General features: G+C 72.4%; 23 protein-coding genes. 16 read left to right on the forward strand and 7 right to left on the reverse strand.

From position 1 onward, the window contains the following. Positions 1–150 precede the first annotated feature (150 nt). The 14 genes from HNP84_RS24490 to hrpA all read left to right on the forward strand — a co-directional run bounded on the left by HNP84_RS24490 (position 151) and on the right by hrpA (position 16,217). Positions 151–2,862 (forward strand): alpha-L-rhamnosidase, encoded by a 2,712-nt coding sequence (locus HNP84_RS24490; protein ID WP_185052216.1) that lies wholly within the window; start codon positions 151–153, stop codon positions 2,860–2,862. After that, entirely contained in the window at positions 2,859–4,175 is a 1,317-nt protein-coding gene (locus HNP84_RS24495; RefSeq protein ID WP_185052217.1) for an ABC transporter substrate-binding protein, read from the forward strand. The genes HNP84_RS24490 and HNP84_RS24495 overlap by 4 nt, the downstream gene beginning before the upstream one ends. Continuing rightward, positions 4,172–5,119 (forward strand): carbohydrate ABC transporter permease, encoded by a 948-nt coding sequence (locus HNP84_RS24500; protein ID WP_185052218.1) that lies wholly within the window; start codon positions 4,172–4,174, stop codon positions 5,117–5,119. The genes HNP84_RS24495 and HNP84_RS24500 overlap by 4 nt, the downstream gene beginning before the upstream one ends. Next, positions 5,116–5,964, forward strand: a complete 849-nt coding sequence (locus HNP84_RS24505; RefSeq protein ID WP_185052219.1) for a carbohydrate ABC transporter permease — start codon at positions 5,116–5,118, stop codon at positions 5,962–5,964. The genes HNP84_RS24500 and HNP84_RS24505 overlap by 4 nt, the downstream gene beginning before the upstream one ends. A 62-nt stretch (positions 5,965–6,026) precedes the next feature. Beyond that, positions 6,027–6,776 carry an SDR family NAD(P)-dependent oxidoreductase gene (locus HNP84_RS24510; protein WP_185052220.1) on the forward strand — a complete coding sequence of 250 codons (750 nt, stop codon included), beginning with the start codon at positions 6,027–6,029 and terminating at the stop codon, positions 6,774–6,776. Continuing rightward, on the forward strand, positions 6,776–7,153 hold the full coding sequence (locus HNP84_RS24515) for a carboxymuconolactone decarboxylase family protein (RefSeq protein ID WP_185052221.1): 378 nt from the start codon (positions 6,776–6,778) through the stop codon (positions 7,151–7,153). Before HNP84_RS24510 ends, HNP84_RS24515 begins: the two co-directional genes overlap by 1 nt. Then, positions 7,150–8,364 carry a Tm-1-like ATP-binding domain-containing protein gene (locus HNP84_RS24520; protein WP_185052222.1) on the forward strand — a complete coding sequence of 405 codons (1,215 nt, stop codon included), beginning with the start codon at positions 7,150–7,152 and terminating at the stop codon, positions 8,362–8,364. The genes HNP84_RS24515 and HNP84_RS24520 overlap by 4 nt, the downstream gene beginning before the upstream one ends. Beyond that, the gene (locus HNP84_RS24525; RefSeq protein ID WP_185052223.1) at positions 8,361–9,182 is read left to right on the forward strand and encodes a phosphoenolpyruvate hydrolase family protein; all 822 of its coding nucleotides are present in this window, start codon (positions 8,361–8,363) and stop codon (positions 9,180–9,182) included. The genes HNP84_RS24520 and HNP84_RS24525 overlap by 4 nt, the downstream gene beginning before the upstream one ends. A 12-nt stretch (positions 9,183–9,194) precedes the next feature. Next, the gene (locus HNP84_RS24530; RefSeq protein WP_185052224.1) at positions 9,195–9,608 is read left to right on the forward strand and encodes a cupin domain-containing protein; all 414 of its coding nucleotides are present in this window, start codon (positions 9,195–9,197) and stop codon (positions 9,606–9,608) included. Continuing rightward, on the forward strand, positions 9,605–9,970 hold the full coding sequence (locus HNP84_RS24535; RefSeq protein WP_185052225.1) for a cupin domain-containing protein: 366 nt from the start codon (positions 9,605–9,607) through the stop codon (positions 9,968–9,970). The genes HNP84_RS24530 and HNP84_RS24535 overlap by 4 nt, the downstream gene beginning before the upstream one ends. A 133-nt stretch (positions 9,971–10,103) precedes the next feature. Then, complete coding sequence (locus HNP84_RS24540; protein WP_185052226.1) at positions 10,104–10,682, forward strand: hypothetical protein; 579 nt, start codon at positions 10,104–10,106, stop codon at positions 10,680–10,682. A 63-nt stretch (positions 10,683–10,745) separates the two neighbouring features. Next, a complete protein-coding gene (locus tag HNP84_RS24545) occupies positions 10,746–11,300 on the forward strand; it encodes an RNA polymerase sigma factor (RefSeq protein ID WP_185052227.1) in 555 nt (184 codons plus the stop codon). Continuing rightward, on the forward strand, positions 11,293–12,153 hold the full coding sequence (locus HNP84_RS24550) for a VOC family protein (RefSeq protein WP_185052228.1): 861 nt from the start codon (positions 11,293–11,295) through the stop codon (positions 12,151–12,153). The genes HNP84_RS24545 and HNP84_RS24550 overlap by 8 nt, the downstream gene beginning before the upstream one ends. Before the next feature lie 164 nt (positions 12,154–12,317). Next, positions 12,318–16,217 carry an ATP-dependent RNA helicase HrpA gene (gene hrpA, locus HNP84_RS24555; RefSeq protein WP_312925658.1) on the forward strand — a complete coding sequence of 1,300 codons (3,900 nt, stop codon included), beginning with the start codon at positions 12,318–12,320 and terminating at the stop codon, positions 16,215–16,217. Positions 16,218–16,257: 40 nt separating this feature from the next. Here hrpA and HNP84_RS24560 read toward each other — a convergent pair whose 3' ends face one another. Next, a complete protein-coding gene (locus HNP84_RS24560; RefSeq protein ID WP_185052230.1) occupies positions 16,258–16,539 on the reverse strand; it encodes a Uma2 family endonuclease in 282 nt (93 codons plus the stop codon). Positions 16,540–16,579: 40 nt separating this feature from the next. Here HNP84_RS24560 and HNP84_RS24565 point away from each other — a divergent pair, with 40 nt between their 5' ends. Then, positions 16,580–17,248 (forward strand): HAD family hydrolase, encoded by a 669-nt coding sequence (locus tag HNP84_RS24565; RefSeq protein ID WP_185052231.1) that lies wholly within the window; start codon positions 16,580–16,582, stop codon positions 17,246–17,248. 90 nt (positions 17,249–17,338) lie between these two features. Here the strand turns inward: HNP84_RS24565 and HNP84_RS24570 are convergent, their stop codons facing one another. After that, complete coding sequence (locus HNP84_RS24570; protein WP_185052232.1) at positions 17,339–18,661, reverse strand: MFS transporter; 1,323 nt, start codon at positions 18,659–18,661, stop codon at positions 17,339–17,341. 93 nt (positions 18,662–18,754) lie between these two features. Between HNP84_RS24570 and HNP84_RS24575 the strand changes: the two genes are divergently transcribed. Beyond that, positions 18,755–19,429 carry a GntR family transcriptional regulator gene (locus HNP84_RS24575; RefSeq protein WP_185052233.1) on the forward strand — a complete coding sequence of 225 codons (675 nt, stop codon included), beginning with the start codon at positions 18,755–18,757 and terminating at the stop codon, positions 19,427–19,429. A 209-nt stretch (positions 19,430–19,638) separates the two neighbouring features. Here HNP84_RS24575 and HNP84_RS24580 read toward each other — a convergent pair whose 3' ends face one another. The 5 genes from HNP84_RS24580 to HNP84_RS24600 form a co-directional block, all read right to left on the reverse strand. After that, a complete protein-coding gene (locus HNP84_RS24580) occupies positions 19,639–20,955 on the reverse strand; it encodes an MFS transporter (RefSeq protein WP_312925627.1) in 1,317 nt (438 codons plus the stop codon). A 1,001-nt stretch (positions 20,956–21,956) separates the two neighbouring features. Continuing rightward, entirely contained in the window at positions 21,957–22,511 is a 555-nt protein-coding gene (locus HNP84_RS56190; RefSeq protein WP_185052234.1) for an RICIN domain-containing protein, read from the reverse strand. A gap of 628 nt (positions 22,512–23,139) precedes the next feature. Beyond that, complete coding sequence (locus HNP84_RS24590) at positions 23,140–23,817, reverse strand: response regulator (RefSeq protein ID WP_185052235.1); 678 nt, start codon at positions 23,815–23,817, stop codon at positions 23,140–23,142. After that, positions 23,814–25,109: a sensor histidine kinase gene (locus tag HNP84_RS24595; RefSeq protein WP_185052236.1), complete on the reverse strand. Its 1,296-nt coding sequence runs from the start codon at positions 25,107–25,109 to the stop codon at positions 23,814–23,816. The genes HNP84_RS24590 and HNP84_RS24595 overlap by 4 nt, the downstream gene beginning before the upstream one ends. A gap of 91 nt (positions 25,110–25,200) precedes the next feature. Continuing rightward, positions 25,201–26,319 carry an amidohydrolase family protein gene (locus HNP84_RS24600; RefSeq protein ID WP_185052237.1) on the reverse strand — a complete coding sequence of 373 codons (1,119 nt, stop codon included), beginning with the start codon at positions 26,317–26,319 and terminating at the stop codon, positions 25,201–25,203. Positions 26,320–26,426 lie beyond the last annotated feature (107 nt).

The raw sequence follows: 26,426 nt of genomic DNA on the forward strand, positions 1-26,426 counted from the left end.
ATAAGCCGCGCCCAGAAATTGGTCAACCGGTTGACCACTTCGGCAACGTCGAAGTAACGTCGGCGCACCCCGGTGGAAACGTCCCGCCGGAGACGGCCCTTAAAACGTTTCGGCCGGTCGCGATCCCCTCGAAGGGAAGTGATCCGACCCATGCGGGAACTGCTTCCGTACGGTCTGTCCTGCGAACTCCTCACCGAACCCCTCGGCCTCGACGAGCCCGCCCCCCGGCTCGCCTGGCGGCTGCGCTCCGGCGCGCGGGGGGCGCGGCAGCGGGCGTACCGGGTGGTGGTGCGCGACGAGGGCGGCCGGGTGGCCTGGGACACCGGCAGGGTGGAGTCGGCGCGGCAGCGGGCCGGCTACGCGGGCGAGCCGCTGCGGCCCCGCACCAGGTACACGTGGTCGGCCGAGGTCTGGGACGACGCCGAGGAGCCCGCCGGCCGCGCCGAGTCGTGGTTCGAGACCGGGCTCATGGGCGGCTGGCGCGCCTCGTGGATCGGCGTGGACGAGACCGTGCTGCCGGTGTTCGACCCGCCGGTGGACGACGACCTGACCGCGAACACGCGCAGGCTCTCCTACTGCCCCCACCTGCGCCGCTCCTTCGGCCTGGCCCGCCGCCCGGAGCGCGCCCGGATCTACGCCTCCGCGCAGGGCGTCTACCGCCTGTACGTCAACGGGGTCGCGGTCACCGACGCCGAGCTCCAGCCCGGCTGGACCGACTACCGCCACCGCATCCCGTACCACGCCCACGACGTGACCGGCCTGCTCCGCGAGGGCGAGAACGTGCTGGCCGTGGTGCTCGCCGACGGGTGGTGGAGCGGGTTCGTGGGCTTCGACCCGCGCCGCGCCGGCAAGCTCTACGGCGACGCCCCCGCCTTCCTGGCCCAGCTCCACGTGGACCACGACGACGGCTCCGGCGAGGTGATCGTCACCGACGGCGCCTGGCGCGAGTCGCGCGGCACGCTGCGCTACTCCGACCTGCTGATGGGCGAGTACCACGACGCCCGGGAGCGCCGCGACGGCTGGGACCTGCCCGGGTTCGACGACTCCGCCTGGACCCCGGCCGCGGTCACCGGCGGCGACACGTCGCTGCTGACGGCGGCCCGCGCCCAGCCCGTACGCGTGCTCGCCGACCTGCCCGCGGAACGCACCTGGCGCGGCCCCGACGGCCACCTGATCGCCGACCTGGGGCAGAACATGGTCGGCCGGGTGCGCCTGACCGTGCGCGGCGCGGCCCGCGGCACCCGGATACGGCTGCGCCACGCCGAGATGCTGGACCAGGACGGCCGCCTCTACCTGGCCAACCTGCGCCGGGCCGAGGCCACCGACGTGTACGTGTGCGCCGGCGAGCCCGAGGAGGTCTACGAGCCGGCCTTCACCTTCCACGGCTTCCGGTACGTCGAGGTGGCCGGCTGGGACGACGTGGAGGTCACCGGCCGGGCCATGCACAGCGACACGCCCTGGACCGGCGAGTTCACCTGTGACGACGCCATGGTGAACCGGCTGCACGAGAACATTCGCTGGGGGCAGCGGGGCAACTTCCTGTCGGTCCCCACCGACTGCCCGCAGCGGGACGAGCGGCTGGGCTGGCTGGCCGACGCGCAGGTGTTCCTGCCCACCGCCGCCCGGGGCGCCGACGTGGCCGCGTTCTTCGCCAACTGGATGGAGGACGTGCTCGCCGGCCAGGACGCCGACGGCGCGTTCCCCGACGTGGCCCCGCTGGTCTGCCTGACCCGCGAGGGCGCGCCGGCCTGGGGCGACGCGGGCGTGATCATCCCCTGGACGCTGTACCGGCTCTACGGCGACGACCGGGTGCTGCGCCGCTGCTACCCGGCCATGACGCGCTGGGTGGACCACATCCGCAGGCACAACCCCGACCTCATCTGGCGCCGCCGTACCGGGCGGCACTACGGCGACTGGCTGCAGATCGGCGCGGAGACCCCGCGCGAGGTGCTGGCCACCGCCTACTTCGCCCGCTCCGCCGAGCTGACCGGCCGGGCGGCGCGGGTGCTCGGCGAGCACGAGGACGCCGCCCGGCACGAGGAGCTGGCCGCGGCCGTGCGCGCCGCCTTCGCCCGCGAGTTCGTCACCGAGGACGGGCGGATCGAGGGCGACACCCAGACCTGCTACCTGCTCGCGCTGGAGTTCGGCCTGCTCCCGGAGCACCTGCGCGACGCCGCCGCCGCGCACCTGGCCCGCGACGTGGAGAAGAACGGCGATCACCTGACCACCGGCTTCATCGGGGTCTCGCTGCTGTGCCCGGTGCTCACCCGGATCGGCCGCGCCGACCTGGCGTACGCGCTGCTGCACCAGGAGGGGTTCCCGGGCTGGCTGTTCAGCGTCAAGCAGGGCGCCACCACGATCTGGGAGCGCTGGGACGGCTGGACCCCCGAGCGGGGCTTCCAGTCGCCGAACATGAACTCCTTCAACCACTACAGCCTCGGCGCCGTCGGCGAGTGGCTGTACGGAGGAGTCGCCGGGATCGGCCAGGAGCCGGACTCCGTGGCCTACGAGAAGCTGACCCTCGCGCCGCGTCCCGGCGGCAGGCTGACGCGGGCGTCCGCCGTACAGGAGACCGCGCGCGGACGGGTGGAGTCCGCGTGGTCGGTGACCGGCGCGACGATCACGCTCGACGTCCTCATCCCGCCCGGCGCCGAGGCGACGGTGCGGATACCGACCAGCGATCCGGGCCGGGTGGCCGAGTCGGCGCGGCCGATCGGGGAGTGCGGGCACGTGACCGTGCTCGGCCACGCCGGACAGGGAGATGGAGCGCTGGTGTGCGCGGTGGCGTCCGGCCGCTACCGCTTCACGGCCCCCTGGGCCGCGAACGAACCCCCCGCTGTGACCGAGAGGACGACATCATGAACACTCCCTCACGCCGCGACTTCCTGCGACTGGGCGGCGCCGCCGCCGCGACGGCGACGCTGGCCTCCTGCGGCTGGGGCCGCTCCGACACGGGCACGGCGACCACGGGGGGCTCGGGCGGGACGACGCTGAAGGTGTGGGACCAGTTCACCACGTCCCCGCAGAACGAGACCGTCAAGAAGATCTACGACGCGTACAGGAACGCCACGATCGTGCGCAACGCGCAGAACGGCGACCAGATGACCACGGTCGGCAAGACCGCGCTCGCCTCCGGCACCGGCCCGGACGTCATCTACTACCAGGTCGGCCTGGGCAACGCGGGCGTGCTCGCCGAGGCCGGGCTGATCCGGCCGCTGGACGACGTGGCCGCGAAGTACGGCTGGCTGGACCGGCTCACGCCGTTCGCGGTGCGCGAGGCGTCGCTGGACGGCAAGCTCTACGGCCTGCCCAACGAGTCGGAGAACACGGTCCTGTTCTACAACAAGACCCTGATCGACAAGGCCGGGCTGACCGTGCCCGAGACCTTCGACGACCTGCTGACCTTCGCCGCCGCGGCGACCAAGAAGGGCTACACCCCGATCGCGTACGGGCAGGCGGACGTCTACCCGTGCTGGTGGGCCTTCTCGATGATGGCCAACAACGTCAACGGCGCCCAGGCCATGGGTGAGCTGATCTTCGACAACAAGGGGAGCTGGAACACCCCCGAGATGGTCGAGGCGATCAAGCTGTTCTTCGTGGACCTGGTCAAGGCGGGCGGGTTCATCAAGGACCTCAACTCCCTGGGCGGGCCGGACGCGCAGTCGCTGTTCCTGGCCGGCAAGGCGCTGATGAACCTCAACGGCACCTGGGCGGTCGGCACCATCGAGAAGGACATGCCGGGCCAGGAGATCGGCATCATGGCCATGCCGTCGATCGGCGGCGGCGCGCGGGTCTACCCGGCCGGGTCGGGCTCGGCGTACCACATCTCGGCCAAGAGCCCGCACGCCGAGGAGGCGGCGGCGTTCCTGGACTTCCTCTACCAGCCCGCGCAGCTCCGGCCGTGGGTGGAGGAGGCGAAGATCTTCCCGCCGGTGCCGTTCGACGCCTCCGGCTGGAACCTCAGCCCGCTGCTCAAGCTGGCCATGGAGGCCGCGCAGACCGGCGGCGGCGACGCCAAGACCAACATCGGCTACGCCGTCAACCACGGCCTGGCCTCGCCCGGCTTCCTCAAGGCCATGACCAGCGGCTTCCAGGCCGTGGTGGCGGGCGACAAGACGCCGGAGAAGCAGGCCGAGGAGCTGCAGAAGGCGTGGGAGGCGGGCCTGACCTCATGACCGTGACGGTTCCCCGTACGCGGCCGAGGGCCGCCCGCCGCGCCGCGACCGGCCCGCCCGGCCGGCGGCCCCGGCGCGGCCACGGCATCTCCTACGCGTTCCTGCTGCCCGCCGGCGCCCTGTACGCGGTGTTCATCCTGTATCCGCTGGCCGAGTCGGTCTTCCTCAGCCTGACGAGCTGGGACGGCGCCCAGCCGGAGAAGGAGTTCGTCGGCCTGGCCAACTTCGAGCGGATGCTCGGCGACGAGCTGTTCTGGCGCTCCCTGGGCCACAACGTGGTGTGGGTGGTGCTCGGCACCGCCGCCACCATGGCCGTGGCCATGCTGCTGGCCATGCTGGTGTGGTCCAGGCCGCGCGGCTTCACCGCCTTCCGCACCCTGTACTTCATGCCGCAGGTGCTCCCCGCGGTCATCGTCGGCATCGTGTGGAGCTGGATCTACAACCCGGCCTTCGGCATCCTGAACCGCGCGCTGGAAGCCGTCGGCCTGGAGTCCTGGGCGCGGGGCTGGCTCGGCGACCCCGATCTCGCCCTGTACGCCGTGCTGGCCGCGGCCGTGTGGGCGCAGATCGGCCTGGCGTTCGTCATCTTCACCGCCGCGCTGCAGAACGTGGACACCGACCTGATCGACGCCGCCCGGGTGGACGGCGCCAACGCCTGGCAGCGCTTCCGCAACGTCGTGGTGCCCCAGCTCGCCAACGCGATCACGCTGGTCACGGTGCTGCTGCTCACCCACGGCTTCCAGGCGTTCGACCACGTGTGGATCATGACGAAGGGCGGCCCGGACGACTCCACCCAGCTCATCGCCACCTACACCTACCAGAAGGCGTTCATGGAGAACGAGGTCGGCTACGGCGCCACCCTGTCCCTGGTCCTCACCGTGATCTCGCTGATCGTCTCGGTGGCCGTGGTGCGAGTGCGGGAACGGGAGCGGATCAGCCTGTGAAACGAGACATCGCGCCGCGGCGGGTCATGGGGCTGACCGTGCAGGGCGCCCGCTACCTGCTGCTCATCCTGTTCGCCGTGCTGTTCCTGATGCCGTTCGTGTGGATCTGGTTCTCCGCGCTCAAGAGCACCGCCGAGATCAACGCCGACCCGTTCGGCGTGCCCGGCGAGCTGATGTGGGGCAATCTGGCCGAGGCGTGGACGACCGGCAGGTTCGGCACCTACATCGGCAACTCGGTGCTGTACGCCGTGTTCGTCGTGCCGCTGGTCACCGCGTTCTCCTGCCTGGCCGGGTACGCCCTGGGCGCCCGCCGCCCGCCCGGCGAGCGGCTGATCTTCGGCGCGTTCCTGCTCGGCATCATGGTCCCGTTCCAGTCGATCATGATCCCGCAGTACTACCTGATCCGCGACCTGGACCTGCTGGGCACGTACTGGGGCGTGATCGTGCCCAGCGTCGCGCTCGGCCTGGCCTTCGGCGTGTTCCTGATGCGGGCCTTCTTCCGCGGCCTGCCGCAGGAGATCGGCAACGCCGCCCGCATCGACGGCGCGGGGGAGTGGCGGGTGTTCACCCGGATCATGCTGCCGCTGGCCCGCCCCGGCCTGATCACGCTGGTCGTGCTGCAGTTCATGTTCACCTGGAACATGTTCCTGATCCCGCTGCTGTACGGGCAGGACGAGAACCTGCGCCCGATCTCCACCGGGATCATGTTCTTCATCGGCGAGTACAGCGTGGACCGATCCATGATCGCCTCCGGGGTCACGCTGGCGAGCATCCCGATCATCGCGGTCTACCTCGTCCTGCAACGGCACTTCATCCAGGGCATGACCGCGGGCGCGCTCAAGTGAAGGGCGCGCTGGAGTGAAGGGCGCGCTGAAGTGAAGGGCGCACGGAAGTGAAGGAAGGTCTCATGCGACTGGCAGGCAAGAAGGCGATCGTCACCGGCGCGGGAGGGGCGCTGGGCGCGACCATCGCCCGCACCCTCGCCCGCGAGGGGTGCGACGTGGCCGGCCTGGACATCGCCCCCGACGGCCTGGCCGCCACCGCGGACGCCGTACGGGCCCTGGGCCGGGAGGCGCTGGAGGTCAAGGCGGACATCACCGGCTTCGACGCGACGCAGACGGCGGTCGGCGAGGTCATCGCGGCCTGGGGCGGGGTGGACATCCTGGTCAACAACGCCGGCGGCGGCATGGTCCGCTGGTTCCACGAGATGAGCGCCGAGGACTGGCGCAGGATGACCGACGTCAACCTGACCAGCGTGTTCAACGTGACCCGGGCCGTGGTGCCGTCGATGCTGGAGCGCGGCGGCGGGCGGATCGTGAACATCTCCTCCATCGCGGCGGTGCGCGGCGGCCGGCTGGTGCGCGGCGCCACCGCGTACGCCGCCGCCAAGGCCGGCGTCATCGGCCTGACCAAGGCCCTGGCCATCGAGCTGGCCGAGAAGGGCATCACGGTCAACTGCATCGCCCCCGGCGCCCAGCACACCCCCGGCCGCGACCGCGACACCCCCGAGCAGCGCGAGAGGCTGCTCGCGCAGATCCCCACCCGCACCCTGGGCCGCCCCGAGGACCTGGCCGAGAGCATCGTGTTCTTCTGCCTGCCCTCGGCGGACTACCTCACCGGGGTCATCCTGCCGCAGGACGGAGGGCACTCGATCTGATGGGCGACCTGGAGCGCGGACGCGCAAAGTACGACGAGGTGTACGGCGAGGGCGCCGCCGACCGGCTGCTCGCCGCCCTCGACGGCTGGGGCTCCGACATCGGCCGATACGGCGTGGAGTTCAACTTCGGCGAGATCTACTCCCGGCCCGGCCTGGACCTGCGGCAGCGGCAGATCGCCTCGATCGCCGCCCTGGTCACGCTGGGGGGTGTCGAACCGCAACTCACCGGCCATATCAAAGCAGGGCTCAATGTGGGCCTCTCGCCCACGGAGATCGTCGAGACGATCATCCACTGCGTGCAGTACGCCGGGTTCCCCCGGACGATCAACGCGATCAACGTGGCGAAGAAGGTCTTCCAGGAGAGGGGCGTGACGTGACCAGTGTCGTGCTGATCGGCACGCTGGACACCAAGGGCGCCGAGTACGCCTGGCTGCGCGACCGGCTCGCCGGGCTCGGCTGCGAGGTCGTGCTCGTGGACGCCGGCACCGGCGAGCCGCGTACCCGGGCCGACGTGACGAACGCCGAGGTGGCGGCGGCGGCCGGGGCCGACCTCGCGGCCCTGCGCGCCGCCGGCGACCGGGGCGCGGCCGTCACCGTGATGGCCGAGGGCGCGGCGGTCGTGCTGGCCCGGCTGCGCGCCGAGGGCCGGGCCGACGGCGTGCTCGCGGTCGGCGGCAGCGGCGGCTCGTCCATCGCGGCGCGGGCGGTGCGCGACCTGCCCGTCGGCGTGCCCAAGCTGATCGTGTCCACCATGGCCTCCGGCGACGTGACGCCGTACGTCGGGGCCAAGGACGTGACCATGATGTACAGCGTCGTGGACATCGCCGGGATCAACCGGGTGTCCCGGGTCGTGCTGGGCAACGCGGCGGCGGCCATCGCCGGCATGGCGCGGGCCGGCGAGCCGGAGGGCGCCGACGACCGGCCGCTGGTCGCGGCGTCCATGTTCGGCGTGACCACCCCGGCCGTCGAGGCCGCCAAGGCCCGGCTGGAGGAGCTGGGCTACGAGGTGCTGGTCTTCCACGCCACCGGCGCGGGCGGCCGGGCCCTGGAGGGGCTGGCCGAGAGCGGCATGCTCGCCGGGGTGCTCGACCTGACCACCACCGAGCTGGCCGACGACCTGGTCGGCGGGGTGCTCAGCGCGGGGCCTGAACGGCTCACCGCCGCCGGGCGGCACGGGGTGCCGCAGGTGGTCGCGCCCGGGGCGCTCGACATGGTCAACTTCGGCCCCCGCGACACCGTCCCCGCCGCCTTCGCCGGCCGCAACCTGTACGTGCACAACCCCACCGTCACGCTGATGCGTACGACGGTGGAGGAGATGGCCGAGCTGGGCCGCAGGGTCGCCGCCAAGCTGCGCGCGGCCACCGGGCCCACGGCGCTGTTCGTCCCGCTCGGCGGGGTGTCGGCGCTCGACTCGCCCGGCGCCGCCTTCCACGACCCCAAGGCCGACGCCGCCTGCTTCGAGGCGATGGAGGAGGGCCTGCGCGGCTCACCGGCCGAGGTGCGGGTGATGGACGCGCACATCAACGACCCGGAGTTCGGCCGGGCCATGGCCGGACGCCTGCACGAGATGATCAAGGAGGCGCGATGAACCGCCAGGAGATCCTCGACCGGCTGCGCCGCACCGTCGCCGAGGGCAGGCCGGTGATCGGCGCGGGCGCCGGCACCGGGCTGTCCGCCAAGTGCGCCGAGGCGGGCGGCGTCGATCTGATCATCATCTACAACTCCGGCCGCTACCGGATGGCCGGGCGCGGCTCGCTGGCCGGGCTGCTGCCGTACGGCGACGCCAACCAGATCGTGGTGGAGATGGCCGGCGAGGTGCTGCCGGTCGTCAAGGACACCCCGGTGCTGGCCGGGGTGTGCGGCACCGACCCGTTCCGGCTGATGCCCAGGTTCCTGGACCAGCTCGCCGCCATGGGCTTCTCCGGGGTGCAGAACTTCCCCACGGTCGGCCTGTACGACGGCGTCTTCCGGCAGAACCTGGAGGAGACCGGCATGGGCTACGACCTGGAGGTCGAGATGATCCGCCAGGCCGCCGAGCGGGACCTGCTCACCGCGCCGTACGTGTTCGACCCGGACCAGGCGCGGGCCATGGCCGAGGCGGGGGCCGACGTGCTGGTGCCGCACGTCGGCCTGACCACCAAGGGCAGCATCGGCGCGGGCACCGCCCTGACCCTGGACGAGGCGGTGGAGCGGGTGCAGGCGATGCGCGACGCGGCGGCCGAGGTTCGCCCCGACATCCTCGTGCTGTGTCACGGCGGGCCCATCGCCGAGCCGGACGACGCGGCGTACGTGCTGGCGCGCACGCGGGGTGTCGTCGGCTTCTTCGGCGCGTCCTCGGTGGAGCGGCTGCCCACCGAGCGGGCGATCACCGAGCAGGTGGCCGCGTTCAAGAGCGTGAAGATCTAGGAGGGAGCGAGGATGCACCTCAGCCCGGAGAAGGTGACCACCATGTCCTTCGACTGGGGGTCCATCAAGTGGTTCGTCACCCCGTCCACGGTGCCCGGCGCGGCCAGCACCCTCGGAGAGGTGATCGTCAACCCGGGGCGCGGGCACGCCCGGCATAACCACCCCGGCGCCGAGGAGATCATCTACGTGATCTCCGGCGAGGCGATGCAGATGGTGGACGACGGCGAGCCCTTCCCGATCAAGGAGGGCGACACCGTGCACATCCCCAAGGGCGCCTACCACTCCACGTACAACTCGACGTGGCGCCCGCTGCGGCTCATCGTCACCTACACGCCGGGCGGGGAGGAGAAGGCGCTGGAGGGCGCCCCCGACTTCTGCCTGCACGCCCCCGGCGAGGTCCCGGAGTGGACCCAGGCGGCCCGATGACCGTGGTCCGCCGCGGCACGCCCTGGAGCACGGGCAGGCCGTACTGGTCCGACCTGACCGCGGCGGGCGCCTTCACGGTGCCCGCCGCGGGCGGCCGGTTCGACCGGCACTACCACGACTGCGACGAGTACTGGCTGATCATCGAGGGCCGCGCCCGCGTCCTGACCGGCGGCAAGGAGCACGACGTGGGGCCGGGCGACCTGGTGTGCACCCGCGCCGGCGACGAGCACGACATCCTCGCCCTCCTCGGCGGCCCGCTGACCGGCTTCTTCTTCGAGGGCCCGCTGATCCCCGACGGGCGCCCCGGCCACCTGCACCGCGCCCCCGGCCTGGCGCGCGGCCACGAGGTCCCGGTCATCTGACGGAGAGTGAGCGGGTTGTTTCCCTTTGTGGCAGGTCGGGCATGGGGAGGAAGTGGAACAACTTGGGGGATTCGGACAAGGTGACGGGGGCGCGGAGCAGGTAGGGGACCGGTTCTCCGCGGTCGTGTCCGGGGTGTCGGAGGACACCCTCGACGAGTGGTACGCGAGCCTGGGCGTCACGGGGCTGACACCGGCCGCCTGGTCCCTGCTGCGGGCCGTGGCCCGCGGCGACACCGGGGCTCCGGGAGGCGTACGCGGGTGGCTGCGCACGCGGGCGTACCGGCGCAGGTTGCCGGAGTTCCTCGCCCTGGGCGACGAGCGGTGCGGCGAGATGCGCGACATGATCGCCCGGGTGCGCACCCCGGAGGAGCTGGCCCTGCTCTGGCAGGGCCCCGTCGGCGGCTACCTGCACCTCGCCGCCGGCATGGTGCGGGCCTCGAAGGCCGGGGAGTACCCCGGCGACCACCGCCGCCTGGAGATCGCGGCGCCGGGGTGCGGCGAGGACGCGCCCGGCGACGGGGTATGGGGCGAGGTGGAACGGGCCTTCGGCGTGTTCCGGGCGTACTGGCTGCGCGCCGGGGAACTGAGCGGGCACGGCGGCGACCTGTTCTTCCTGCCGCAGGAGGAGCTGTCCTGGGTGCTGTGCGGGGACGAGGAGGTCCTGGCGGCGGTGCCGCAGCGGCGGGCGGCCTACGAGGGGCGCGCCCGCTGAAATTCCGCCGTATTTCCGCCGTCCAGGGCGTCGGAGAAGCGGGCTCTCGTACGACGGAGGGGTGTGGAACGACCAGCGGGCGTCGAACAGGACCCGGGGATCGCGCTGCTCGATCTGTACGACGAGGCGCTGCCCCAGGTCTACGGCTACCTGCTCGCACGCTGCGGGCAGCGGGCGCTGGCCGAGGACCTGACGGCCGAGACCTTCCTGGCCGCCGTCGAGGCGGCCAGGCGCGGGCCGCCCCACGCCGTGAGCGTGGGGTGGCTCATCGGCGTGGCCCGGCACAAGCTCGTGGACCACTGGCGGCGCGCCGAGCGCGAGGAGCGCGGGCTGCGCCTGGTGAGCGGGTCCGCCCGCGACGACTGGTTCGAGGACCCCTGGGACGAGCGGCTGGACGCGATGCTCGCCCGCGAGGTGCTGGGCTCGCTCGGGCCGCACCACCGGGCCGCGCTGACGCTGCGCTACCTCGACGGGCTGCCGGTCCCGGAGGTCGCCGACCTCCTCGGCCGCACCGTCCACGCCACCGAGGCGCTGCTGGTCAGGGCGCGCAAGGCGTTCCGCGGCTCGTACGAGGAGCGCCTGGCCGCCCCCGACAGGAAGGAGGACCCCGATGCGTGACCCCTTCGAGGCCCTCCGCGAGCAGGTGCGGCCGGTCGCGCCCGACCCCGCCTTCGCGGCCCGGCTGCGCGCCCGGCTGGAGCGCGCCGTGCTCGACCCCGCCCACCACTGGAGGAGAGACGACATGACCACCGGCACCATGCTGCGCCACGGCGACCTCGGGTACGCCTCGCTGTGGCTGCCCGACGCCGCCAAGGCCGCCGAGTTCTACGGGGACGTGCTCGGCTGGCGGATCGCCCCCGGCAGCACCGAACAGGGACGCCGGATCGAGGGCGTCACGCCGTCGCTGGGCATCTGGGGCGGCCAGGAGCGCCGCACGCTGTTCCTGTGCTACGCCGTGGACGACATCGCCGCCGCGATCGAGCGGATCAGGGCCGCCGGGGGCACCGCCGGCGAGGCGACGCGGGAGCCGTACGGGCTGATCTCGATGTGCCAGGACGACCAGGGCCTGCCCTTCGCCGTCTACGAGGACGCCGGCGAGGGCCGTCCCGCCGCCGGCCCGCCGCACCCCGGCGAGCTGGCCTACCTCACCATCGAGGTGCCCGACGACGAGGCCGCCAAGGCGTTCTACGGCGCGGTCTTCGGCTGGGAGTTCACCCCCGGCAGCGTCGAGCACGGCTGGAACGTCCTGGACGCGGGCCGCGAGCTGCGGCCGATGACCGGCCTGTGGGGCGGCCGGGCCGAGGCCAGGGCGGTGCCCATGTACGCGGTCGCCGACATCGAGGCGGGCGTCGCCGCGGTCCGGGCCAAGGGCGGCACGGCCGGCGACCCGGTCGCGCGGCCGTTCGGGCAGATGGCGGAATGCCACGACGACCAGGGCTGTTTCTTCTACCTGGGCCGCCTGACGCCCTGAACCCCCGGCGGCGCCGCGGATATCGACTGGCGGAGTACCGGGTGCGGTTGCCTATCCTTACGGGGGCGGTCGTTCATGGGGCGGCCGGGAAAGCGACCATGGGAAGCACTTCGTTGAACTCTCCGCGCGACGATCTGCGTGCGCGCGACCGTACGCCCGGCCCGGTGCCCGGCGCGGCACCCGGCGCGACCGACACGCTCGACGAGCTGCGCACGCGGCTGGGCGAGCTGACCCTGCGCGACCAGCGGCGGCTGCGGCGGCGGATCGAGGGCGCGCGCAAGGTGCGCAACCGCGCCGCGCGGCAGAAGATCGCGGCCGAGATCGCCGCCGACATCGAGGCGGCCGAGCGGCGGGCCGAGGCCCGCCGCTCCGCCGTGCCCGCGATCACCTACCCCGAGGCGCTGCCGGTCAGCGCCCGCAAGGACGACATCCTGGCCGCGATCCGCGACAACCAGGTCGTGATCGTCGCCGGCGAGACCGGCTCCGGCAAGACCACCCAGCTCCCCAAGATCTGCCTGGAGCTGGGCCGGGGCGTGCGCGGGCTGATCGGGCACACCCAGCCGCGCCGGATCGCGGCCCGCACCGTCGCCGAGCGCGTCGCCGAGGAGCTGAACACCGAGCTGGGCCAGGCCGTCGGCTACAAGGTCCGCTTCACCGACCACGTGAGCGACTCCACGCTGGTCAAGGTGATGACCGACGGCATCCTGCTGGCCGAGCTGCAGACCGACCGCTCGCTCGACCAGTACGACACCCTGATCATCGACGAGGCCCACGAGCGCAGCCTCAACATCGACTTCATCCTCGGCTACCTGAAACAGCTCCTGCCCAAGCGCCCCGACCTCAAGGTGATCATCACCTCGGCCACGATCGACCCCGAGCGCTTCTCCCGCCACTTCGGCGACGCCCCGATCATCGAGGTCTCCGGCCGCACCTACCCGGTCGAGGTGCGCTACCGCCCCCTGGAGGAGGACCAGGAGGACCAGATCCAGGCGATCTCCGACGCCATCGACGAGCTGTGCGCCGAGGGGCCGGGCGACATCCTCGTCTTCCTCAGCGGCGAGCGCGAGATCCGCGACACCGCCGACGCCCTGGCCAAGCAGAACCTCCGCGACACCGAGATCCTCCCCCTGTACGCGCGGCTGTCGGCCGCCGAGCAGCACCGCGTCTTCCAGCCCCACTCCGGCCGCCGCATCGTCCTGTCCACCAACGTCGCCGAGACCTCGCTCACGGTCCCCGGCATCAAGTACGTCGTCGATCCCGGCTTCGCCCGCGTCTCCCGCTACAGCCACCGCACCAAGGTGCAGCGCCTGCCCATCGAGCCGATCTCCCAGGCGTCGGCCAACCAGCGCAAGGGCCGCTGCGGCCGGGTCTCCGACGGCATCTGCGTCCGGCTGTACTCCGAAGAGGACTTCCTGAGCCGGCCGGAGTTCACCGACCCCGAGATCCTGCGCACCAACCTGGCCTCGGTCATCCTGCAGATGACCTCGATCGGCCTGGGCGACATCGCGGCGTTCCCGTTCGTGGAGCCGCCGGACCAGCGCCAGGTCAAGGACGGCGTCAACCTGCTGCAGGAGCTGGGCGCCTTCGACGAGGCCAAGCGGATCACCCCGCTCGGGCGCAAGCTGGCCACCCTGCCGGTCGATCCACGCCTGGCCCGCATGGTCCTGGAGGCCGACCGCAACGGCTGCGTGCGCGAGGTCATGGTGATCGCCGCCGCGCTGTCGATCCAGGACCCGCGCGAGCGCCCGGCCGACAAGCAGCAGGCCGCCGACGAGAAGCACCGGCGCTTCGCCGACAAGGACTCCGACTTCCTCGCCTACCTCAACCTGTGGGCCTACCTGCAGGAGAAGCAGAAGGAGCTGTCCTCCAGCGCCTTCCGCCGCCTGTGCAAGGCCGAGTTCCTGAACTACCTGCGCGTACGCGAGTGGCAGGACGTCTACGGCCAGCTCAGGCAGATGTCCAAGGCGCTGGGCGTCACCATGAACAGCGTGCCCGGCGACCCGCACAAGGTGCACGTGTCGCTGCTGTCGGGCCTGCTGTCGCACATCGGCCTGAAGGACGTCGATCGCAAGGCCGACAAGGACGGCCCGCGGCGCCCGATCCAGGAGTACCTCGGCGCCCGCAACGCCCGCTTCGCCATCTGGCCGGGCTCGGCGCTGGCCAAGAAGCAGCCGCAGTGGGTGATGTCGGCCGAGCTGGTGGAGACCTCCCGGCTGTGGGCCAGGATCAACGCCAAGATCGAACCCGAGTGGGTCGAGCCGCTGGCCCAGCACCTGATCAAGCGCACCTACTCCGAGCCGCACTGGGAGAAGAGCCAGGCGGCGGTGGTGGCGTACGAGCGGGTCACCCTGTACGGCGTGCCGATCGTCGCCCAGCGCAAGGTCAACTACGGCCGGATCGACCCCGAGATGTCGCGCGAGCTGTTCATCCGGCACGCGCTGGTGGAGGGCGACTGGGACACCCACCACGCCTTCTTCCGCGAGAACCGCAAGCTGCTCGACGAGGTCGAGGAGCTGGAGGAACGCGCCCGGCGCCGCGACATCCTGGTGGACGACGAGACGCTGTTCGACTTCTACGACCAGCGGGTGGGCGAGGAGGTCGTCTCCGGCCGCCACTTCGACGCCTGGTGGAAGAAGGTCCGCCAGGAGCAGCCCGACCTGCTCAACTTCGAGAAGTCGATGCTGATCAGCGAGCGGGCGGCCGAGGTCAGCGAGCGCGACTACCCCGACACCTGGCGCCAGGGCGGGCTGCGCTTCCCGCTCACCTACCAGTTCGAGCCCGGCGCCGACGCCGACGGCGTGACCGTGCACATCCCGCTGTCGGTCCTCAACCAGGTCTCGCCCGACGGCTTCGACTGGCAGATCCCCGGCCTGCGCCTGGACCTCGTCGCGGCGCTGATCAGGTCGCTGCCCAAGGCGCTGCGCCGCAACTTCGTGCCCGCCCCCGACTTCGCCCGCCGGGTGCTCGAAGGCGCCGAGCCGCGCCGCGAGCCGCTGCTGGCCGTGCTGGAGCGCGAGCTGCACGCGATGACCGGCGTGACCGTCGCGCGTGAGGACTGGCAGCTCGACCAGGTGCCCGACCACCTGCGCATCACCTTCCGGGTGGTGCAGGGCAAGAAGACCCTGGCCGAGGACAAGGACCTCGCCGCGCTCAAACGCCGCCTCGCCCCACGGCTGCGCGCCACCCTGTCCAAGGCGGGCGAGGAGCTGGAGCGCGGCGGCCTGCGCGGCTGGGAGGACGTCGGCACCCTGCCCAAGACGTTCGAGCAGCGGCGGATGAAGGCCTACCCCGCGCTCGCCGACGAGGGCGACAGCGTCGCGGTGCGCATGTTCGAGACCGAGTCGGAGCAGCGCCGCGCCATGTGGGCCGGCACCCGCAGGCTCGCCCTCCTCGGCAGCCCCAACCCGGCCAAGTGGGTGCTCGGCCAGTTGTCCAACCAGGCCAAGCTGGCGCTCAGCCGCAGCCCGCACCAGGGCGCGACCGCGCTGTTCGACGACTGCGTGGCCTGCGCCGCCGACAAGCTCATCGCCGACGTGGGCGGCCCCGCCTGGGACGAGGGCGGCTTCGCCCGCATCCAGGAGCACGTGCGCGCCGAGCTGTTCGACACCACCCTCGACGTCGTACGCCGGGTGGAGGGCATCCTCGCCCTGTGGCACGCCGTCGGCACCACCCTGGGCGAGCTGCGCGGCGGCGCTACGGCGGCGGCCGTACAGGATGTGCGCGACCAGGTGGCCCGGCTCGTCTACCCCGGCTTCGTCACCGCCACCGGCCACCGCCGCCTGCCCGACCTGCACCGCTACCTGCGCGCCGCCGAACGCAGGCTGGCCAAGCTCCCCGACGACCCGTACCGCGACGAGGAGTGGATGCTCAAGGTGCACGACGTGGAGGACGACTACCACGACCTCCTCGACCGCCTGCCGCCCCCGCGCCGCGAGGACGACGACGTCACCGAGATCCGCTGGATGATCGAGGAACTGCGGGTCAGCTTCTTCGCCCAGACCCTCGGCACGCCCTACCCGGTCTCGGAGAAGCGCATCCGCAAGGCCATCGACAAGATCACCTGAAGATCCCGGTGTCCGGCTCGAACTCCACCGGCGCCGGCGATCACACCTCCGCGCCCACCGCCACGGTGTGGATCTCCTGGTACCTCCCGTCGCGCAGATCGCCGAACAGCGTCACGGCGGCGGGCTCGGCCACCGGATCGACCAGAAGGAACAGCGGCACCCCGCCCCGCGCGTGAAGGGCGGGCTTGCGCTCCCGGTCGATCGTCACGCTGCCCGGCGAGACGATCTCGGAGACCAGGATCAGCCCATGGGAGCGAAGCCGGTGATCATGCGGTGCGCTCTGTGGCCCTTCGTGGTCGAACAGGCACTGTGAGTATCGCACGCGAGCGCGGTGCCGGGAGGGCTGCCACTAAAGTTGGGGAATGAGCGAGATTCGGGCGCTGGTGTTCGACGTGGGCGAGACGCTGATCGACGAGACGCGGATCTGGTCGCGGTGGGCCGATCGGCTGGGGGTGCCCCGGCTGACCATGCTGGGGCTGCTCGGGGGGATGGCCGCGCTCGACCGTTCCCACACCGCCGCCCTGCTGCTGATCCGCCCCGATCTGGACGTCGAGGCCGAGCTGGCCGCGTGGCGGCGCGAGGAGCCCGACGGGCTGCGCGAGAACTTCGACCAGGACGACCTGTACCCCGACGTGCGCGAGGTGCTGGCCGGGCTGCGCGCCGCGGGCTACCAGGTGGTGATCGCGGGCAACCAGCCGCCGCAGGCCGCGGGGGCGCTGGCGGCCATGGAGCTGCCGGTGGACGCGATCCACACCTCGGCCGAGTGGGGCGTGGAGAAGCCCGACCCCGGCTTCTTCAGCAAGGTCGCGGCGGTGGTCGGGCGCGAACCCGGTGAGATCCTGTACGTCGGCGACCGCCTGGACAACGACGTGCGGCCCGCGCGGGCCGCCGGGATGCGCGCGGCGCTGCTGCGCCGAGGGCCGTGGGGGTTCCTGCACGCCGAGCGCCCCGAGGCGGGCGAGGCCGACCTGGTGATCGACGGCCTCGCCGACCTGCTGCCCGCGCTGGCGAACGGGCTCGGCCCCCGCTGAGCGGGCCCGCGCCGCCCGGTCGCGGGAGGGGCGCGCGGGCGGGTTCCGCGTGGCCGCGCGGAACCCGCCAGGGGGAGGGCTCGCGGCGGCTCAGCCGGTGGCGGCCTTCGCGCCCGGCGGGGCCGGGGCCAGGCCGGTGTCCAGGTCCAGGTCTCGGGTCTCCGGGGCGAGCGCCAGCCCGGCGGCGGTGAGCAGCAGGGCCGCCACCACGTACAGCGAGATCGCGACCGAGGTGCCGAACGCCTCCAGCAGGGCCAGGGAGATGATCGGCGCGAGCGCGCCGCCCAGCACACCGGCGATCTGGTAGCCCATCGACGCGCCGCTGTAGCGGAGCCGGGTGCTGAACAACTCGGCGATGAAGGCGGCCTGCGGGCCGTACATGGCGGCGTGGGCGGCCAGCGCGATCACCGCGGCCAGCACGATCAGCGGCGTGGAGCGGGTGTCCAGCAGCGGGAAGAACGCGAACACCCAGATCCCGGCCGCGACCGCGCCCGCGAGGTAGACCGGGCGCCTGCCGAGGCGGTCGGACAGCGCGCCGAACAGCGGGATCAGGCCGAGCTGCACCGCCGAGCCGATGAGGACCGCGTTCAGCCCGACCGTGCGGTCCAGGCCGAGCGTGCCGGAGACGTACTGCACGATGAACAGGGCGAAGGTGTAGAACGCGACGTCCACCCCGATCCGGGCGAAGATCGCCGACAGCAGGGCGCGCGGGTGCGACCGGATCACGTCCAGCACCGGCATGCGCGCCTTCCTGTTGTGCCGCTCGACCTCGGCGAACAGCGGCGACTCCGCGATCCGCAGCCGGATCCACAGCCCGACGACCACCAGCAGGCCCGAGAGCAGGAACGGCACCCGCCAGCCCCAGGACAGGAACGCCTCCTCCGGCAGCGTGGCGGCCATCGCGCCGAGGACGGCCGCGGCGAGCAGGTTGCCCGCGGGCACGCCGACCTGCGGCCAGCTCGCGTTCAGGCCCCGCCGTGACCGGTCGCCGTGCTCGATGGACATCAGCACCGCGCCGCCCCACTCGCCGCCGAGGCCGAGCCCTTGCAGGAAGCGCAGCGTGACCAGCAGCAGCGGCGCCGCCACGCCGATGGTGCCGTAGCCGGGCAGCAGGCCGATCAGCACGGTCGAGACGCCCATGATCAGCAGCGTGACGACCAGGACGTTCTTGCGGCCGATGCGGTCGCCGAAGTGGCCGAAGACGATGCCGCCGACCGGCCTGGCCACGAAGCCGACGGCGTAGGTGGTGAAGGCGATGAGGGTGGCGGTCAGAGGCTCGAAGGTGGGGAAGAACAGCTTGCCGAAGACCAGGGTCGCCGCGGTGCCGTACAGGAAGAAGTCGTACCACTCAAGGGAGGTGCCGATGAGGCCGGCGGTGATCACCCGCCGTGCTTGACGATGGGAGCCTGCCATCGCGTTCGCTCCTGTCGGGGGATTTCTTTCAACATAAGGATCGTTGAACAATCCGACAAGAGGCTTGTGGATTCTTTGTGCGATGATTTCGCCATGGACGACGTCGCCGCCCTGGAACGCGATCGTGATCGCCTGAGCCGCAGCAGCACCGCCGAACGCGTGGCCGACATCCTGCGCGAGCGCATCGCCGAGGGCTTCTTCACCCCCGGCCAGCGGCTGTCGGAGGAGGCGATCGGCACCGCGCTTGGCGTCTCGCGCAACACCCTGCGCGAGGCGTTCCGCCTGCTCGGCCACGAAGGGCTGCTCAGGCACCAGCTCAACCGGGGCGTGTTCGTGCGGGTCCTGTCGCTGGAGGACGTCACCGACCTCTACCGGGTGCGCCGCGTGATCGAGTGCTCCGCCGTACGGCGGGCCACCCCGGACGCGCTCGGCCCGCTGCGCGAGGCGGTAGAGGACGGCGAGCGCGCGGCCGCCGAGAACCGCTGGCGCGACGTCGGCACCGCCAACCTCCGCTTCCACCAGGGCATCACCCGCCTGAACGGCAGCCAGCGGCTGGACGACTTGATGCGCCAGCTCCTGGCCGAACTGCGGCTGGTCTTCCACGTGATGCGCAACCCCCGGTCCTTCCACGAGCCGTTCGTGGCGCGGAACCGGGAGCTGCTCGAACTCATGGCGGCCGGGGAACTGGACAAGGCCGAGCGCGAGCTGGCCGCCTACTTCGACGACGCCGAGGCCCTGCTGGTGGAGGCGTACCGACCGGCCCCCTGACCCCCGCCGCGACCGCCCAGTGACCACCGCAAGGAGCGCCCCGCGACCGCCCGGTGACCACCGCAAGGAGCGCCCCGCGACCGCCCGGTGACCACCGCAAGGAGCGCCCCGCGACCGCCCAATGAGCGCCCGGCGAGGCCCCGGCGACCGGCCGGTGGGCGCCCGGCGAGCACCCGGCGAGCACCCGGTGGGCGTGCCCGTGAGCGCCCTCAGCCCACCGGTTCCACGGCGGCGGCCGGAGCCGCGGCCGGGAGCACCGGTGCGGGCGAGGTGCGCGCCCTGGCACGGGTCCTGACGAAGGCCGCCGCGGCCAGCAGGGTCGCTGCCACGGTGACGACCCCGGCGAGGTGCAGCGCCCCGCGCGGCCCCATCGTGTCCGACATCACACCGAGCAGCGGGCCGCCGATCGCCCCCGCCGCCGCGCCGACGATGCCGTTCACCGCGATGATCCGCCCGCGCATCTCCGGCGGGCTGTCGAGCTGGGCCCGCGTGCCCACGGTCGTGTCGATGATCACTGCCCCGGCGGCGATCGGCAGCATGAGCGCGCCGAACGTCATCACGTCCGGCATCAGCCCGCTGACCGCCTGCGCCGCGCTGACCACACCGGCGGTGACCAGCAGCAGCCGCAGGGTGAGCCGCGACCGCCCGGCGGCGAAGACCCCGCCCAGCACGGTGCCGACCGCGAAGACCGTGGACAGCACCCCGTACCCGGCCGCGCCGGCCCCGAGCGGCCCCGCGCTCATCGCGGCCATGGTCACCTGGTAGTTGCGGCCCAGGCTGCCCAGGACGAGCGCGAGCGCCAGCATCACCAGCAGCCAGGGGGTGCGCAGCACGTACGCGAGCCCGGCGCGCACGCCCCCGGGGTGCGTCCCGGACGCGGCGGCCAGCGGGATCGTGTGCATCTCGTCGGCCCGCATGACCAGCACGCACGCGACCACCGCGAAGAACGTGATCGCGTTGATCAGGAACAGCCAGGCGGGGCCGGTGAGGGGCATCAGCACCCCCGCCAGGCTCATGCCCAGGATGCGTCCGGCCGAGTTGATCAGCGACCCGAGCGCGAGCGAGTTCGGCAGGTCCTCCGGCGGCACCACCTCGGCCCCGAACCTGCCGAACGCGGGCCCCGTCAGCGCGGACACCACCCCGCTCACCAGCACGATCGCGTACACGGCCGCCACCGAACCCGTCCCGCCCAGCGCGATCATCGCCAGCAGCGCGGCCAGTACCGCCTGCGTCACCTGCGAGACCACGATCACCGGCCGAGAGGGCAGCCGATCCGCCAGCGCCCCGCCCCACATCCCCAGCACCAGCGTCGGCAGCGCCTGCAACACCAGGCTCAGCCCCACACTGGTCGCCGACCCGGTCGCGCTCAACACCATCCAGTTGACGCCCAGCACCTGCATCCAGGTCCCGGTCACCGAGACGATGTCGGAGAATGCCCAAAGGCGGTAGTTACGGTGACGAAACGATCGCAGCGCGGCAGCCGGGAGGGGCACAGCTTGTCCTAGCGTGGGGGACGGTCGAGACACGAGTCACCGAACGCCCCGCTTCCTCCCCCGGATTCCGATAAATCCCAAATGTGCCCCATGTCACACCCAATCCAGGTTTAAACCCCAGATAGCCCGCACGATGGGAGGGCGCGGGCGGACACGGGACCAGGGAATGGGCGGGCGGGCACCGGGGTGTGACGCCAGGGACTGGGGATGGCGCGGCGGACGCCGGTGGACGCGCGGGGCCGGGATGGCATGCGGGCGTGCGGGCGGGGCCGGGATGGCATGCGGGCGTGTGTGAACGGGCGGGGCCGGGATCCCGGCCGGGCGCGGGTGGGCGTGCGGGGCTGGGGTGGCGGGGCCGGGCGCGGGTGGCGGTGCGGGGCTGGGGTGGCGGGGCCGGGCGCGGGTGGCGGTGCAGGGCTGGGATGGCGGGGCCGGGCGCGGGTGGCCGCGCGGAGCCGGGGATGGGTGGGGCGGGGCGCGGCCGCCCTTGCCCCAGGCGTCCCGACTCGGCCGTCTCGTCGCGCGTCCCGCCCGGACCGTCCCGCCCGGTGTCCCGCGTGTCGCGGCCGTCCTGCCTGCCCTGTCGTGGCTGGGCTGATGTGGTCGGCCGCATCCGCTCTGCCCTGCCTGCCCTGCCCGGCCCTCCGGTAGGTGGGGTGTGCGGAGCCGGGCTACGGAGGTGGAGGGGCCAGGTACCCGGCGTGGCCGGCTGGGGGCGGGGTGCTGTCGGGTTACCGGCGGCGTGCCGGGACCACGTGGGAACGGGGACGGAAGGGCGTGTGCGCGGGGTGGGCCACCGCCCGTACCGGCCTGCTCCGGCCCGGTGCCGGGAGGCCGTGGTGGCCGCCTGACCGGGTGGGGCGATCGGGCCGTGAGCGTCGGCAGCGGACGGTGGTTGCGCGGGGTGCGTACGAGGTGCAGGGCTGCCGGCCATCCGCGTGCCGGCCGTCGGCGATCCGGGGGGACAGGGCCGCTCGGAAGGCACCGGACCGGTTCGGCCGGCAGTCCTGAGCCAGGGGTCAGAAGTCTTCAGGTCAGAAGTACAGGGCGAAGCTCGGGTGGTCCTTTCTGCAGGTCCACTGGATGAGCCAGGCGCCGTTGGCGGCGCTGTTGCCGCCGACGTTCAGGCACTTGGTGCTGTTCGAGTTCGCCAGCATCTGGCCCTTGCCGTAGGAGTTGCGCTTCCAGTACCAGAGGCTGTTCTGGTGGTTCTTGTTGCAGGGCCACTGGATGAGCCGCGCCCCGTTGTCCTTCGAGGAGCCCTTGACGTTGAGGCACATCTGGCTGTGGCGGTTGCGGATCAGGTAGGCCATGCGGCCTGCCTTGTCCAGGTAGTAGCCCTCGATCGTCCACTCCTGGTTGGCCCGCTTGCCGGCGGGCTTGCAGTCGTACAACTGGATGGTGGTTCCCCTCTCCTTGGAGGAACGCGGGACGTCGATGCAGCGGTTCTTGCCGTTGATGATGAACCGGAAGGGCTTGTACACCTTTGCCGCGAGTAGTTCGGCCACCTCGGCGGGGGGCTCCTCGCCGGGGTCGGGTGTTGTGGGTTCCAGTTCGCTCGGGGCGGGGGCGGTGGGCTCGGTGCTCACCGGTGGCGGGTCCGCGGGAGCGGGGTCCGTGGGTGCTGGGTCGGTGGGAGCAGAGTCGGTGGGAGCAGGGGTGGTGGGAGCAGGGGTGGTGGGTGCCGGGTCGGTCGGTGCCGGGGCGGTGGGGGCGGGATCCGTGGGCGCCGGGGTCGTGGGCGCGGGGTCGGACGGCTGCTGCTCGGCCGGGACGGGCGGGGCCGTCGGGGTGGTCGGGGTGGTCGGGGTGTCCGTCGCGGCTGCTGCGCTGATCGGTACGAGCGCGGAGAGCGAGGCGGTCGCGAGCGCCAACGCCAGATGACGGCTTCGTACGGGCATGGTGATACCCCATTTCCGAGGTGATGGGTTGCGGGGCGGCCATTCGAGAGCGGCCGCCGTCGGCGGACATCCGGCCGGATGTTCTTCTTGAACGCCGCAAACGTAAAACAAAGCCCGAAAACGGTCTTCAATCGGCGGTATGAGGCCGCCTCAAACTTTTGCCGTAGCGGGGCCTCCACCCCTGGTACTGAGCGCGCCTGCGGGCTCAACCGCAGGTCAGAGCGGCTCTCAAGGGCTGCCTATCAGGGGGGAAGCGCCGCGGTGGCCACGGGCGCGTGGGCCGGATGTGTGCCGCCCTGCCCGGCAGGGCGGAGCGTCATCCGATCGCGGGTTTCACCAGGCCGTGATCGTAGGCCAGGACGATGGCCTGCGCCCGGCTCGACAGGCCGAGCTTGGCCAGCACCCGGTTCAGGTGGGTCTTGACCGTGACCTCTCGCACCGAGATCGCGTCGGCGATCTGCCTGTTCGTCAGCCCGCGCCCGACGAGTTGCAGCACTTCGGTCTCTCGCGGGGTCAGCACGGACAGGTTCGCGTCCTGCCGGGAGCCGGGGTGCGCGCCGAATTCGGGGCGGGAGAACGCCTCGATCAGGCGCCTGGTGGCGGTGGGCGCCAGCAGGACGTCACCGGAGGCGACGGTGTGGATCGCCGAGATCAGCCGCTCGGGAGGCGTGTCCTTGAGCAGGAAGCCGGACGCGCCCAGCCGCAGCGAGTTGTACACGTACTCGTCCAGGTCGAAGGTGGTGAGGATGAGCACCTTGGGGGCGTGGTCGGCCGATCGGCCGCGCAGGATGCGCTCGGTGGCGACGATGCCGCTGATGCCGGGCATCCGGATGTCCATGAGCACCACGTCAGGGGCGGTGGCGAGGGCGAGGCGCACGGCCTCCTCGCCGCCGGCCGCCTCACCGACGACGTCCAGCCCGGGGGCGGCGCGGAGCAGGGCCGCCAGGCCCGAGCGGATGAGGACCTCGTCATCGGCCACGAGCACCTTGATCATGCGGCTCCTGACGGGCCCGCATCGGCCTGCTGCCCGAGTCTGGGGAGGCCGGCCAGCGGAAAGACGGCGATCACCTCGTACCCTCCCTGCGGCCGCGGTCCTGTGGTGATCGAACCCTCGTAGAGCCTGACACGTTCTGCCATGCCGATCAACCCGTGACCTCCGGAGTCGGTCGGTGGGAGGGACGCTGGGACGCCTTCAGTGCTCACGTGGACGCCTTCAGTGCCCACGCGGACGCCGTCGTCGCGTACGCGGACGGTCAGTTCCGCCGGTGCGTATGTGAGGCTCACCTCGGCACGGGCGCGTCCGGCGTGCTTGAGGGTGTTGGTCAGGGACTCCTGCACGATCCGGTAGACGCACAGGTCCAGTCCGGGCGGCAGGTCCCGGACCGTGCCGTGCACGGTGAACTCTATGGTCAGCCCGGCCCGGTTCATCCGCTCGACCAGCCAGTGCAGGCGCCGCACTCCGGGGGGTACGGCGTACAGATCCTCCTCGTCGCGGGTTTCGACCCGCAGGATCGACAGCAGCCGCCGCATCTCCGTGAGCGCCTGGTGACTGGTGTCGGCGATCACGTCCAGCGCCTGCTGGGAGGTCGGCGGGTCGGAGCGGGCGACGTAACGGCCAAGGCCGGCCTGCACCGCGATGATCGACATGTAGTTGGCCACCACGTCGTGCAACTCGCGGGCGATCTGCAGGCGTTCGTGCATGACCGCCCGTTCGGCCACGGCCGCCTGCTGGCGGTGCAACCGGTCGGCGAGCACGGCCAGCTCGGCGGTGCGGGTGGCGAGCTGCTCGGTGCGCTGTGCCAGCAGCCGCGCGCTGGTGCCGATGGCCACGACGACGCCGACCACCATCAGCGACTGCCCCAGGGCCGACAGCATCGCCTGCGGCACCCCCGGCGCCTGGGCGATGGCGTGCGTCCACTCCATCGTCACCAGCACCGCCCCGGCCGCCGTGTGGTGCCAGGGCCGGCGCACCGCGACGCTGTACAGCGCCAGCAGGGGGCCCATGTTGTTCGTCACGCTGTGGTAGCCGAGCACGTGGAACACCGTGGCGGCGGCCGTCGAGACCGCCAGGACGGTCGAGGGCGCACGCCTGCGCAACGCCAGCGGCAGGTTCACCACCGCGGTCAGCACCAGGGCGGTGAAATCCGCCGGCCGCCACGCCTGCTGGGGTTCCCAGACGGTCCACACCCAACTGCCCACGGCCATCCCCAGCGCCACTCCACCGTCGACGACGAGCGGATCGAGGCCGGACAAGCGCCGCAGGACCGGCGCGATACGCGAACGCATCAGGCACACACTAACGTCGCGCGGCCCGCGGTCGCATTCAACCGTGGTTGGACTTTCGTACTGCCGAGGATGGAGGCCGGGTGACCCCGGATCAGGCGGAGGGGGGCCAGTGGATCTGGCCGGCTATCGCGGTGGTGGTGCAGGTGCCGGGGCCGTCGTGGAGGAGGGCGGTGTAGGGGTCGCGGCGGGAGAGGGTGACCGGGTAGACGGCGAAGTCGGCGCGGCTGCCGGGGCTCAGGGTGCCGAGGCGGCCCAGGCCGTCGGACAGGCCGAGGGCGCGGGCGCCGCCCATGGTGGCGGTCTCGAAGGCCAGGCGGGCCAGGGTGGCGGCGCGGGCGCGGGTGTGGGGGGTCGCGGGGAGGAGGGCGTCCAGGAGGGCGCGGGCGGCGGCCAGGAGGTCGGGTGCGCCGGGGCCGGTGTGCAGGGCCACGGCGTTGCCCTCGGTGATCAGGGCGGTCAGGTCCTCGGGGGACGCGGTGGCGGGGGAGACGGCCACGGGGGTGCCGCGCAGGCGCAGCAGCTTGCGGTCGGCGGGGTCGAGGGGCGCGGCGGTGTGGACGAGGTGGGTGTAGGGGCCGAGCAGGCCGGTCTCGTCCAGCACGGCCAGGCGGTGGCGGGGGGAGGGCTCGGCGTGGAGGCGCAGGCCGAAGGTGCGGGCCAGGATGGCCAGGTCCTCCAGTACGGCGAGGTCGGGCGTGTGGGCCGCGATGCCGATCACGCCGGTGTGGTCCAGCTCGCGGATCGCGGTGATCAGCCGGTCGCGCTCGCTGTCCTCCCAGGTGCGCTCGTCCGGGCAGCGGACCTCCAGGTACGCCGCCCCGCCGAGGCCCGAGCGGGCCAGCACGCCGATCGCGTCGTGGTCGTCCAGGACGTCGGCGACCGCGACCACCCCCGAGCGGATCAGGTCGCGCGCCGCGGCGGCCGGGTCGGGGGCGCGGCCGATGCGCGTGTGGGCGTCCACCAGGCCGGGGACCAGCATGCCCTTCCAGTGCCGCTCGACGCAGCCGGCGAAGGCGGCGGTGAGCTGCTTGCGGGGGCCCAGCGCCACCACCCGTCCGTCGCGGACCGCGATGGCGCCGTAGCGGATCGGCGGGCCCGACAGGGGCACGACCAGCGTGGCGGAGTGGATGGTGACGGCCGGGGACCGGCCGCGGCGGCGGGGGTTCGCGGGCAGGGTGGAAAGGGACGTGTGCCGGTCACGCGTCGCCATTCAAGCTCCCGTCGGACTTCCCTTTCTGCGATTCTGCGGGACACCACCACACCCCCGCAAACCACACCAATCGCTCAGAGCCCGTGGATCATGTCCGTTTCGGGACG

The sequence above is a fragment of the Thermocatellispora tengchongensis genome (genome assembly GCF_014202315.1).
In the GTDB taxonomy this organism is placed as follows: Bacteria; Actinomycetota; Actinomycetes; order Streptosporangiales; family Streptosporangiaceae; genus Thermocatellispora; species Thermocatellispora tengchongensis.